The organism is Paraburkholderia sp. SECH4, assembly GCF_030511745.1.
Taxonomy (GTDB): Bacteria; Pseudomonadota; Gammaproteobacteria; order Burkholderiales; family Burkholderiaceae; genus Paraburkholderia; species Paraburkholderia madseniana.
Map to the genome: position 1 here is coordinate 103,816 of NZ_JALOCP010000009.1, position 11,560 is coordinate 115,375.

Consider the following 11,560-nt stretch of genomic DNA (forward strand, 5'->3'; position numbering starts at 1 on the left):
TGCAGCTGCCGTTCGTCTATCAAGCGAGGGGCGTGTCTTTGCGCCCCGCGGATTTGCCACCCGCATGCGCTGCCGCATGCACCGCATCTCACCGATCCATTGCGACCCACTGCGACCTTTTGCCGATGACCGCTGCCAACGAGCGCTACGACGCGCCACCCTCGCCTTCTCCTTCAACCGCCGCTATCGCCCCCGGCAAACCGGCCATGCGCCTGATCGTGGCGCTACTCAAGCGCTCGCGCGGCGCCTTCGCGATCGCGCTCACCGCCTGTGTGCTGAACGGCATCGCCAGCGTGCTGCTCGTCGCGACGTTAAGCCGCGCGCTGTCGCAACCCGGCGCCGCCGACATGTCGCTCGCCATGCGTTTTGCGCTATGCGCGGTGATTGCGCTCGTCACGCGCGTCATCACCGGCGTGCTGTTCGCGCGACTGTCGCAGGACACGATGGCGCAGTTGCGCGCGCACGTCGCGCGGCGCGTCGCGGAAGCCGAATTGCGCGACGTCGAACGGATCGGCGCGGCACCCGTGCAGTCGGTGCTGACCGACGACGCCACTAACGTGTCGATGCTGTTCTTCGCGCTACCCAATCTCGTGATGCACGGCTCGATCGTGTTCGGCTGCCTCGGCTATCTGGCGTGGCTCTCCTGGCCGGTCTGCCTGCTCGCGATCGCGGCGATCCTGGTCGGCTCGCTCGGCTATCACGCGGGCGACAAGCGGGCGATTGCCTCGCTCGAAGCCGCCGGCCGCTCACAGGACAAACTGTTCGGCTATCTCGGTGCGCTGTTCACCGGCGCGAAGGAACTGAAACTCCACCAGGCCCGCTCGCGTCAATTCGTCGACGGCCAGCTCGGCTCGGCAATCGACGAAGTGCGCGACCAGCGACGCCAGGCGTTCAGCGCCTATGCGGTCGGGGTCGGCTGGATCGTGTTCCTGTTCTACGTGTTTCTGGGCGTCGCCGCCTTCTGGCCGGCGCTCGGCGTACACGCCGATGCGCCGTCCGCGTCGGGCTACGTGGTGGTGTTCCTGTTCATGCTGCTGCCGCTGGATGGTTTGCTGAACAACGTTCCGACACTGAATGCCGCGCGCGTGTCGCTCGACCGCATCGAAAAGGTGATGAGCGAGTTCGGCGCGCTGCGCACCGCGCCGCCGCCGGATGAAAACGCGTCACACGCGCCATACCGGACGCTCACGCTAAGCAACGTCACGCATTCGTATTTCCATGAGCGCGACGAACGGATGTTCCGCGTCGGGCCGGTCAATCTGACGTTCAGGCCCGGCGAGCTGGTGTTCATCGTCGGCGGCAACGGCAGCGGCAAGACGACGCTCGCGAAGGTGCTCACGGGTCTCTACGAACCGGAAGACGGCACGATCGAGCTGGACGGCAAGCCGGTCGGCTTCGCCGAGCGCGCCGCGTACCGGCAGCGTTTCACGGCTGTTTTCAACGATTTCCATCTGTTCGACGCGCTGCTGGGTATCGTCGATCCGAACGCCGCGTCGCGCGCCCAGGCCGACGCCCGCGCGAATGCACTGGTTGCGAAGCTGGCGCTCGACCACAAGGTGCAGGTGGTGAACGGCGCGTTCTCGACACGCGCGCTCTCCACTGGACAGCGCAAACGTCTGGCGCTGGTCGTCGCGTATCTGGAAGACCGGCCGTTCTATCTGTTCGACGAATGGGCCGCGGACCAGGACCCGCAGTTCAAAGCCGTGTTCTATGAACAACTGCTGCCTGAATTGCGCTCGCGCGGCAAGACGGTGCTCGTGATCAGCCACGACGATCGCTACTTCCATCTCGCGGATCGCGTGTTGAAGTTGGATAACGGCAGTATCGTCAGCGAGACTTATGGCGCGGCGCAGGCCATTGAGCAGGCTGCCGTGGCGAACGGCACGGTGGGATGAGTTGGGTTAAGTGAAGTCCGTGCTGGGCGTGTCTGGTCGAGCGCTCAGCACGCGGTAAGCTCGAACGGTCTGCGATCAGCAATAGAGTCGAAGCGGGCCGGATAACGCCTGTCCGTTTTCAACCGCTTACTTGCTGACGGACGGAGTTGGAAGAGAGAGCAGTGTTTCCGTCATCGTATCGGCCATCCGCAGCGCGGACATCGGCCCACCAAAACCCCAGATATTCCGCTCGACGAGACCCACGCGCCCTGCGCTGCGAGCCGGCACGAAACGCCAGATCGGCGAATCGAGTTTGGTCGCGAGCGGCACACCGGGTTCGGTCGCGCTGACGAACAACACCGTGAGGTTCGGCTTCTTCAGCAGATCTTCCGACGTTACATAGGACGTGCCTTCGCGCGTCGGTTCGGCGGGCCACAAGGCGAGACCAAGCGCGTGCGCGACACCGGCTGCTGTGCTGTTGCCTGTAAATGCCCAGTAACGGTCGGGCAATCCCAGCTCCTGTAACCACGCGACCTGCTCGCCCCGGCGACCGGCTTGCGCGAGGCGTTGTGCGTCGCGTGCAAAGCCCGCGTCGACCTTGGTCTCGACCGCCTGCGCCGCCGCCTCGCGGCCCGTCAGGCAGCCGATGGTGCGGAGAATTTTTCGGCCCCAATCGAGTTGGGTCACGCGGGCGCCGTCTTCGGCGAAGTTCGGACCGTATTTGAACAGTACGGTGGGTGCGATTCGCTCGAGCGCCGCAAAGGTCGGTGCGTGGCGCAGGCCCACGCCGAGGATCAGATCCGGTTTGGCCGCCGCGATCGCCTCGAGACTCGGCTCCTGGCGCGTGCCGATGTCGGGTACCGAGGCAAGGCGCACATCGTCATAACCGATCCACACCGGGTAGTACGCGGGATCGGCCATGCCCACCGGCGTGATACCGAGCGCCGCCAGGTCTTCGGCAAACATGAATTCGAGCACGACAATGCGCTTTGGCCGCGCGGGTAACGAGGGGCTTGCTTGCGAGACGCTTGGGTTGTCGGCAAGTGATGGACAGGTTTGCTGCGCGAAAGCATGGGAGCTCGCGAGCAGCGCGACTGCCATCGCCGTAGCCGCGCAAACTCGCTTGAGCCGTTGCGTTTTCCTCGCTCGACTCGTCAATGCGAAGCGTCCTGCAAAGCGATTTCCGCGTCGCTCATCGTCAACAGCAAGGGGCAGCGTCGACACAGTTGCGTCTCTCCAGGAATTTCATAACGTACACAGCACACACGCCGTGCGCCAAACGGGCTCGGCAAGCTCGCGTTCGCATCGTGGCTGCTTGCGATCGCCGACGCATGACCTCGTTGCTCTATCACCGCTTGCCCCGCTTCTCGCGCCGAGCCTCCACGATCAGCAACGCAAGCAGATAAGGCGCGCCGATCAAGGCTGTCAGCACGCCCGCAGGAATTTCGCGCGGCGCCAGCAGTGTGCGAGCCGCAATATCGGCGACCACCAACACCAGCGCACCGCATGCGGCCGCGAGCCACAGACGCGTGCGATGCGCACGCGCCCCCAGCATCGATGCAAGATGTGGCGCCATCAAACCGATAAAGCCTACCGGCCCGACCGCGGCCACCGCGGCACACGCAGCCAGCGTCGCCACGGTCAGCACCAGAGGACGCAGCACGCCGATCGGCAAACCGAGCGCTGCTGCCTGGTCGTCGCCCAGTGCGAGCAGATCGAGCGGCCGTGCCAGCAGCGCAAACACAGGGAGTGCCAGCAAGCACCAGGGCAACAGCGTCGTCACTTCGCCCCAACTGCGTCCGTAGGTGCCGCCGACCAGCCACACCACGAAACGCGCGGGTTGCACGCTTTGCTGCGTGATGAGCCATTGGGACAGCGTCGTCCATAGCGTGCCTATCACGATGCCCGTCAACGCGACTGCCAGCGGTGCATAGCGATGCCGGCGATTGAGCAACAGCGTGAGTGCCAGCGTGACGCCGCCGCCGGCAAGCGAGGCAGCGGCCAGCGTCGAATGCCCTGCGAGCGGCCACGCGACAAGCGCCGCGAGCGTGGCGAGGCCCGCGCCTTGCGTTACGCCCAGCACTTCCGGGCCGGCAAGCGGATTGCGCACAATGCTCTGCATCAGCACCCCGCTCGCAGCCAGCAATGCTCCTGCCAGCAACGCACAGATGAGGCGCGGCAGGCGCAAGTCGAGCAGCATGCGCGCGAGCTCGTCGCGCTGATCGAACACGGCTACCCAGCGATGCAAGCCGATCGTGGTCGGGCCGAACGATGCACCCGCACAGACGATCAGGATGCCGAACATCATCAATACCGTCGCCGTCAGCGGCCATGGCCACGCATCGAGCATCCGCACAAAGCTTGTGCCGGCGCGCACGGCGGGACGGTCCTGCCCGGCATGCAACGCGCCCGACCACGCCGCGCCGCTGCGAATCATCGCCAGCATGAGCGGCGTGCCGACGAAAGCGATTGCCACACCGGTCGAAAGGGTCGCGTCGAGATCGAGCGCCTGCACCGCGCTGTCGGTGACGAGCACGAGTGCGCCCCCGACCAATGCGGACAACGGCACGAGCACGGTCAGACGCGAGGCCTTTGCGCCGCGCGCCTGGCGCAACAGATTCGGCGCGATCAAACCGACATACGACAGCGGCCCCGCCACGCTCACCGCAACGCTCGCGAAACCGACCGCCACCACCATCGCCGCGAGCCGCGTAGCGTCGACGCGCACGCCGGCTGCCGCAGCAGCGTCGTCGCCGAGCGCCAGCGGGTCGAGCGGGCGGATCACGAACGGCAACGCGACGAGCGGCAACACGAGCCAGGCGGCCGCGATCTTCAGACCCGACGCGCCGGGTTGATAGAGACTGCCGCTCGCCCACAGCGACACGCCAACTATGCTTTGCTCGAAGAACGCGAGAATCAGCGTGGTGAGCGCGGAGAACAGCAGCATGCAGACGCTGCCGGCAAGCACGAGGCGCAACGGCGTCGCGCGCCAGCCGCCTGCGGCTGCGGACACGCATGCGGCGGCAACGAGGCCGCAGACGAACAGCAGCGGCACCGACGCCACGCCCGCCAGCGACGGCACCAGCATCGCAGCAAGCAAGCCGAGCTGCGCCCCGCCGGTGATGCCAAGCAGATCGGGTGAAGCCAGCGGATTGCGCGTCAATGACTGAAACAACGTCCCTGCGACAGCAAGGCAGCCGCCGGCGATCAACGCCGCCAGGATGCGCGGCGCGCTCAGGTCGAACAAAAGAATGCCGGCGAGTTGCGCGGCATCGCTGCCGGCGGGCGCGGCGAGCCATGTGCGAAAACCGGGCGCGAGACGAATTGCGGCCACCACGACGATCAACGCGGCGAGCGCGCCACCGATCACCCCCGCGCGACTTTTCACGGGCGCGCGCCAGCCATCGATTGCGGACTCGTGACGGCGCAGGCGTTTGCGCGCTGCAAGCGTCGTCATGCGGCGAGGTCCTTGCTCGTGGTTGCGGAATCACTCAATGCTTCGGTGTTGAATTCAACGCCGGCACGATCCGCGGCGCCGCCCTCGTAAGCCGGCACGCACATCGGCGCGCCCGTCTGGGGATGCGCGATCTTGAGCATCGGCACACTAAAGGTTTCGTTCAGATGACGCGGGTCGAGCATCGCATCGGGCGAACCGTGGGCGACGATGCGGCCCGCGCGCATCAGCACGATTTCGTCGCTGTAGGCCGCCGCCTGGTTCAGGTCGTGGAGCACCCAGACGATCGTCAGGCCGCGTTCGCGGTTCAGGCGCCGCAACTCGCGCAGAATGTCCAGTTGATGGTGAATGTCGAGGTAAGTGGTCGGCTCGTCGAGCAACACGATCGGCGCCCACTGCGCGAGCGCCATCGCAATCCATGCTCGCTGGCGTTCGCCGCCTGAGAGCGCGGCGACGTCGCGCGCGGCGTCGTCGGCGAGACCGCTGGTGACGAGCGCTTCGTCGATCGCCGCGTGGTCCGCGCGCGAAAGTCCGCGCAGCCAGCCACCATACGCATAGCGGCCATACGCGACCAGCTCGCGTACGGTCAATCCTGACGGAATCTGGTTGAATTGCGCGAGCATCGTCAGCGTGCGCGCCAGCGCGCGTCGCCGGTATGAAGCGAGCGGCTTGCCGTCGACTTCGACACTGCCGGAGAGCGCCGGTTGCAAACCGGCGAGCGTGCGCAGCAGCGTGCTTTTTCCGCAGCCGTTCGGTCCGCACAAAGCGGTGACACGACCGGCCGCGATCGTCAGGTTCAGACCGTGGAGCACGACATGATCGCGGTAGCCGACCGTCAGCGAATGCGCCGCGAGTGCCGCTCCCTGCGTTTTTGTCATTGCCCGGTCATCCGCTGGTGGCCTTCGCTGTAGCTCTGCGCCATCGCCACGACAACTTTGCGCGGCCCTTCGAACGGATCGCGCGCGTGCGCCGTCAGCATGTTGTCGAGCATCAGCACGTCGCCGGTCAGCCATGGGAACACCACGCGCTGCTGATCGAGCACACCGCGAATCTCCGCGAGCGCATCCGCTTCGAGCGGCTCGCCGTCGCCGTAATAGACGTTGCGCGGCACGTTTTCAAGCCCGACCGAATCGATCAACGCGTCCTGCATGTCTTCATCGAGCGACGAGAGGTGGAACAGATTCGCCTGGTTGAACCAGACCGTCTCACCGGTGCGCGGATGGCGCGCTACCGCCTGACAGCGCTCTTGCGTACGCAGCAGCAGTTCGCCGTCGTCGCTGTCGCGCCATTCGCATGCGATGCCGCGCGTGCGGCAAATCCGCTCGACCACGCTCGGGTCGTCCGAACCAAAGGCCTGTTCCCAAGGCAGATCGAGTCCTTGCCCAAAGTTGCGTATGTATAGCAGCTCGCGCTTCGCAAAGCGCGCGACGAGCGCCGGGTCGAGTGCACGATAGATCGCGCGGCTGTCGGCAATCGGTGTCGCTCCACCCGAGCGTGCGGCAAGCGCGCAATGGAACCAGATACGCAGCGGCCATTCGCGCGTGTACGACTGCTCGTTGTGCAAAGGAATCGAGCGGTGCGGCGGATATTCCGTCGACGTGTACACCGCGCCTTCCACCTGACTGCGCGGCGTCGAGGCGAATTCATAGCCGATCAACGGATGCCCGAACGAACCGGCAAAGCTTTGGAAGGCATCGATCGAAGCCACGCGAAAACCGGTGAACAGCACGCCGCCGGCCCGTTCGAGCGTGTCGTCGGCGATCGCATGCAGCAGCGTCACCGCCTCTTCCAGTGAAATCTCCGCGCCTGAACGCGGCGAGACGACAGTCGGCAGTCCCGGCTCGATCGATAAGTCGGCGAGCGTGGGCAACGGTATCGAAAGCATGGTCATGCGAATTCCTCTTGCAGAAGCGACGTGGCCCGGGGCTTATCCGGGCCGGCCCGATTACGCTGCGCTCGCCTTCGAGGCAGCCTCGTCCATGTGACGGCGCAAACTGGCCGGACGCATGTCGGTCCACACCGTGTCGATATGCGTGAGGCAGACGGCCTTCGGCCCACTCACGCCCACTTCGCGCCAGCCGGCCGGCACGGCACGGAAGGTCGGCCAGATCGAGTACTGCTCTTCGTCGTTGATGACGACCGTATAGACGAGATCGTCCGCCTCGCCGGCTACGGCGGAAGAGGTTTGCTGTGCTTGCGTCATGATGAATGGCTCAGTCGATGAATGGTCAGGATGCCTCAGCAGACTGCTGATGGACTACCCCGGAACAGCGGCGGCGGTATCTCGCTCGCACGCCGCGTCTACTCAATTGACGTTTGATGCGTGCGTTTTTTTACCGCCGGCGGGCGCGGCCGCTGCAGAACGCGGGACCGGCCACGCCGCGATTGCAGGCGTCGAGGCAATCGGCGCAATGCTTCTCGGCATCGCGCACCATGAAATGCACGAGCGTTTGCGAGACGTCGAGCGCGCGCGCCGTGCTTTGCAGCGTTTCCTCGCGCAAGCGCACCATCTCGAACGCCGCGCGACTGCGCGGCGGCAGTTGCTCCAGTGCGTTGTAGACGTGCCGCAGCGTGTCGCGCACGAGCAGCGCCGCTTCGGGCGAAGGCTCCGGCGAAGGCACGTGCAGGCCGTCGTCTTCGTCTGCGTGATACGTGTTTTCGAGGCTCTGACGGCGGAACGCGTCGATCGATGCATTGCGCACCATGCGGGTCACGTACGCCACGGGTTGCCGCACGGCGTCCTGATCCGGGAAGTCGACCAGTTTGATAAAGACGTCGTGCACCACGTCCTCCGCGAGACTCGCGCAACCCACGAAGCCGCGCGCCAGATTGACGAGCATCGGCCGGTTGGCGATCAGCACGTCGAGCAGCGTGTCCTTCTCCCAATCGACAGCGCGAGCGTGACCGTGCGCCCGGCGCGGACCCGAAGGACAGGCGACGCCGACGCTAAGAACAGACATCGGTATCGCTGTTGAAGGCTCTCGCCGGATGAGCACCTCAGCCATAGATTCGCTCCGCATTTCTCAAGGAAGAGTGCCAATCTATCGTAAACGCGAATCATTCTCAATCAAGATTTGGAATAACCTTACAGCTTCGATAGATTTGTCTGATGAACTGAGTGCGTGCCGGCCGCGTGGTTAAACGATAGATATTCAGCAGCAGGTGCCGCCGTCGGGTGAGTGGAGCAAAGAGGTCCGAATCTGGTACAACTGATTCCTGCGCAGATGCGCTCGCATCTGTGCGCGCAAGACCGCAAGTTCAATCGCTAGTGCTGACCCGCAGGTAACACGATGAACGCATTCCGGTTTCAAACAGTGCCGACGATGGTCGTCGAATTTGGCGCAGCGCGCCGTCTCGGCGCTTTGCTGCGCGCGCAATTTCCGTCGCTCAAACGCCTGTGCGTGGTGACGGATGGGTTTCTTCACCAGAGTGGTCTACTGAATCCGGCGCTCGCCGATCTCGCGGCACACGGCTGGAATGCCACCGTGATCGACGACGTGATCGCCGATCCGCCCGAACACATCGTGCTCGAGGCGACGTCGCGCGCGCGTGAGGCCGGCGCTGAGATCGTGCTGGGACTCGGCGGCGGTTCGTCGATGGACGTGGCGAAGCTGATCGCCGTGCTGGCTCCGCAACAAGAGCAGGCGCTCACCGACATGTACGGCGTGAACAAGATCACCGGGTCGCGTTTGCCGCTCGTGCAGATGCCGACCACGGCAGGCACCGGCTCCGAAGTCACGGCCGTGTCGATCGTGACGGTGGGCGAGGCGAAGAAGATGGGGGTGGTCGCGCCGCAACTGGTCGCCGATCTGGCGATTCTCGACGCGGAACTCACGCTCGGGCTGCCGGTTGCCGCGACCGCGGCAACCGGCGTCGACGCGATGGTTCACGCGGTCGAGGCGTACACGTCCGCGCATTTGAAAAACCCGGTGTCCGACATGCTGGCGGTGAAGGCGCTCGAACTTCTGTCACGCAATCTGTTGCCCGCATGCGAGAACGGCCAGAATCGCGCGGCACGCGAAGCGATGCTGCTTGGCGCGGCGTTCGCCGGCCAGGCGTTCGCCAATTCACCGGTGGCCGCGGTGCATGCGCTCGCGTATCCGATCGGTGGCATTTATCACGTCCCGCACGGTCTTTCGAATGCGCTTGTGCTGCCGCACGTGTTGCGGTTCAACGCCGAGGCGGCGGCGCATCTGTACGCGGAACTCGCGGACGTGGTCGTGCCGGGTATCACGGGCAGTGCCGAAAACAGGACGCAGGCGTTGATCGAACGGCTCGAACAGATGATTGCCGCGACCGCGATTCCGGCCCGGTTGCGCGATGTCGGCATCGAACGTAGCGGACTCGAACGGATGGCGAGCGACGCGATGCTGCAAACGCGGCTTCTGGTGAACAACCCCCGGCCCGTTACTGAGGCCGATGCGTTAGCGATCTATACCGCTGCGTTTTAATCGGCGAAGGGCGTAATTGAGGGCGGGAATCGCTGCGGTGTTTGGCGGCGGCTCCGCGCCGTTACGCCCGCCGGACGCGTTACGTAGCATGTACGTGGAACACGGTGCAGCCACTTCAGGCTGAATCGTGTTTTTGGTGCGGTAAATTCTTCATATCATAATATCTTCAACCATATATACGCTGAATCACCGAGATGAAGCCATAACTCGCATTTGGCGCGCAACTTGCAGTGTCAACCCCGCCAATAGTCGTTCAACGGGGACATCATGCAAAAATTCACCGGTCGGACAGCCATCGCTGTCGCGACATTTACATTACTCGCGCTCTACGGTTGTGGATCGACCCTTAACACGCCCAGCGGGCTTGGTGGCGGTGGACTAGGCGGCACTTCGGGCAGCTCGGGTTCAAGCTCCGGCTCCAGTTCTGGTTCCAGCTCTGGCACCAGCAGCTCCGGTACCAGCAGTTCTAGCAGCTCCAGCAGCTCGGGCGCCTCCTCGACCCCTCTCGGCACCGTCGTCACCCAAGTCAGTAACGTCATCACTGCCGTGGGCACGGGTATCGCCGACACGGGTTCCACGATCACAGGCACCTCAGTCCCCGGCGTCAACGGCGCAACGACTGCGAATCTCGGCGCCGCCATCACCGATCTCGGCAACGGCGTCAACGTGCTCGGCAACGGCGTGGCCACAGGTCTGGGCACGCTGGGCAGTTCGACCAATCCGCTTGGCCCGATCCTGACCTCCACATCGGGTCTCGTTACCAATGCAGGCGCTGCCGTTACCGCGGTCGGCGGTGTCGTGACGAGTCTCGGAACCGGGCCTCTTGCGCCGCTCGCACCCGTTACGTCGACCTTGGGTACCGTTGTCGGCGGCGTGGGTGACGGCGTCGTCAAAGTTGGCTCGGGATTGAACTCGGCGCTGACCAGCGCGCCGGTTCAACAGGTCGAAACCCAACTGAGCACGGTTATCAACCCGATCACCCTCGCCGTCTCGAATACGACGCAGACCATCGGCAACACCACGGGCCTCGGCGCGCCGCTCAACGGCTTGCTGGGCACCATCGGCAACGGACTCGATTCGGCCGGTCAGCAAGTGTCCGGCGCGACGGGTAATCAGGTGGGTAAAGACGTCGGCGGCGTAGTGAGTCAGCTTGGCAACACGGTCACGAGCGCAGGCGGACTGCTAACGGGCGCGACGACCAACCCGTTGGCGCCGATCGCCGGCCTGCTGGGCCCGCTTGGCGGACTGGGTGGATCGGGTAGCGGCCTTAGCATCCCGCCGCTGACCGGCCTGATCGGCAACCTCGGTTCGCTCGGTGGGACCGGCAGCAGCGGTAATCCGCTCGCGCCGATCACCGGACTCCTCGGCGGCCTGGGTTCGCTCGGCGGCACCTCTGGCGCCGGCAGTCCGCTCGCGCCGGTCACCGGACTTCTCGGCAACCTGGGTTCGCTCGGCGGCACTTCAGGCGCCGGCGGTCCGCTCGCACCGGTCACGGGTCTCGTCACGTCGTTGACCTCGACGCTGGGTGGCGCCGCGGGCCAAAACTCACCGCTCGCGCCCGTCACCGGTCTCGTGACAGCGCTGACTTCGACGCTGAGTGGGGCATCATCCGGTAAGGCCTCGCCGCTCGCGCCGGTCACGGGCCTCGTGACCGGCCTGACCGGCAACGCGGGCAGTGCGGGGAGCGGTTCGACCAGCACGAATCCGCTGGCGCCGGTGACGAACCTCGTCACCGGATTGCTGGGTGGTGTCGCAGGTAAATAAGCGGTAATCAGCACAGC

General features: G+C 65.0%; 9 protein-coding genes and 1 pseudogene. 3 read left to right on the forward strand and 7 right to left on the reverse strand.

Annotated elements, in window-relative coordinates; genetic code table 11:
• Positions 1-125: 125 nt before the first annotated feature.
• Positions 126-1,895, forward strand: a complete 1,770-nt coding sequence (locus M0D67_RS15040) for a cyclic peptide export ABC transporter (RefSeq protein WP_266239034.1) — start codon at positions 126-128, stop codon at positions 1,893-1,895.
• Between the two features lie 126 nt (positions 1,896-2,021).
• Here M0D67_RS15040 and M0D67_RS15045 read toward each other — a convergent pair whose 3' ends face one another.
• The 7 genes and pseudogenes from M0D67_RS15045 to M0D67_RS15075 form a co-directional block, all read right to left on the reverse strand.
• Positions 2,022-2,975, reverse strand: coding sequence for an ABC transporter substrate-binding protein (locus M0D67_RS15045; protein ID WP_266239035.1), 954 nt, complete (start codon positions 2,973-2,975; stop codon positions 2,022-2,024).
• A gap of 53 nt (positions 2,976-3,028) precedes the next feature.
• Positions 3,029-3,172, reverse strand: a pseudogene (locus M0D67_RS15050) ((2Fe-2S)-binding protein); the annotation flags it as partial.
• 50 nt (positions 3,173-3,222) lie between these two features.
• Positions 3,223-5,331 (reverse strand): Fe(3+)-hydroxamate ABC transporter permease FhuB, encoded by a 2,109-nt coding sequence (gene fhuB / locus M0D67_RS15055; RefSeq protein WP_266239036.1) that lies wholly within the window; start codon positions 5,329-5,331, stop codon positions 3,223-3,225.
• Positions 5,328-6,206 (reverse strand): ABC transporter ATP-binding protein, encoded by an 879-nt coding sequence (locus M0D67_RS15060; protein ID WP_266239037.1) that lies wholly within the window; start codon positions 6,204-6,206, stop codon positions 5,328-5,330. The genes fhuB and M0D67_RS15060 overlap by 4 nt, the downstream gene beginning before the upstream one ends.
• Positions 6,203-7,219 (reverse strand): TauD/TfdA family dioxygenase, encoded by a 1,017-nt coding sequence (locus M0D67_RS15065; RefSeq protein ID WP_266239038.1) that lies wholly within the window; start codon positions 7,217-7,219, stop codon positions 6,203-6,205. The genes M0D67_RS15060 and M0D67_RS15065 overlap by 4 nt, the downstream gene beginning before the upstream one ends.
• A gap of 54 nt (positions 7,220-7,273) precedes the next feature.
• Complete coding sequence (locus tag M0D67_RS15070; protein ID WP_266239039.1) at positions 7,274-7,531, reverse strand: MbtH family NRPS accessory protein; 258 nt, start codon at positions 7,529-7,531, stop codon at positions 7,274-7,276.
• 130 nt (positions 7,532-7,661) lie between these two features.
• Positions 7,662-8,333, reverse strand: coding sequence for an RNA polymerase factor sigma-70 (locus M0D67_RS15075; protein WP_266239040.1), 672 nt, complete (start codon positions 8,331-8,333; stop codon positions 7,662-7,664).
• A gap of 285 nt (positions 8,334-8,618) precedes the next feature.
• On the opposite strand from M0D67_RS15075, the gene M0D67_RS15080 reads away from it, so the two are divergent.
• Positions 8,619-9,779: an iron-containing alcohol dehydrogenase gene (locus M0D67_RS15080; protein ID WP_266239041.1), complete on the forward strand. Its 1,161-nt coding sequence runs from the start codon at positions 8,619-8,621 to the stop codon at positions 9,777-9,779.
• A 267-nt stretch (positions 9,780-10,046) separates the two neighbouring features.
• Complete coding sequence (locus tag M0D67_RS15085) at positions 10,047-11,543, forward strand: collagen-like triple helix repeat-containing protein (protein WP_266239042.1); 1,497 nt, start codon at positions 10,047-10,049, stop codon at positions 11,541-11,543.
• Positions 11,544-11,560: the final 17 nt, after the last annotated feature.

Coding starts and splice junctions, on each gene's coding strand:
- M0D67_RS15040 (WP_266239034.1), top strand. CDS start 126: ATGACCGCTGCCAACGAGCGCTACGACGCGCCACCCTCGCCTTCTCCT.
- M0D67_RS15045 (WP_266239035.1), bottom strand. CDS start 2,975: ATGGCAGTCGCGCTGCTCGCGAGCTCCCATGCTTTCGCGCAGCAAACC.
- fhuB (WP_266239036.1), bottom strand. CDS start 5,331: ATGACGACGCTTGCAGCGCGCAAACGCCTGCGCCGTCACGAGTCCGCA.
- M0D67_RS15060 (WP_266239037.1), bottom strand. CDS start 6,206: ATGACAAAAACGCAGGGAGCGGCACTCGCGGCGCATTCGCTGACGGTC.
- M0D67_RS15065 (WP_266239038.1), bottom strand. CDS start 7,219: ATGACCATGCTTTCGATACCGTTGCCCACGCTCGCCGACTTATCGATC.
- M0D67_RS15070 (WP_266239039.1), bottom strand. CDS start 7,531: ATGACGCAAGCACAGCAAACCTCTTCCGCCGTAGCCGGCGAGGCGGAC.
- M0D67_RS15075 (WP_266239040.1), bottom strand. CDS start 8,333: ATGGCTGAGGTGCTCATCCGGCGAGAGCCTTCAACAGCGATACCGATG.
- M0D67_RS15080 (WP_266239041.1), top strand. CDS start 8,619: ATGAACGCATTCCGGTTTCAAACAGTGCCGACGATGGTCGTCGAATTT.
- M0D67_RS15085 (WP_266239042.1), top strand. CDS start 10,047: ATGCAAAAATTCACCGGTCGGACAGCCATCGCTGTCGCGACATTTACA.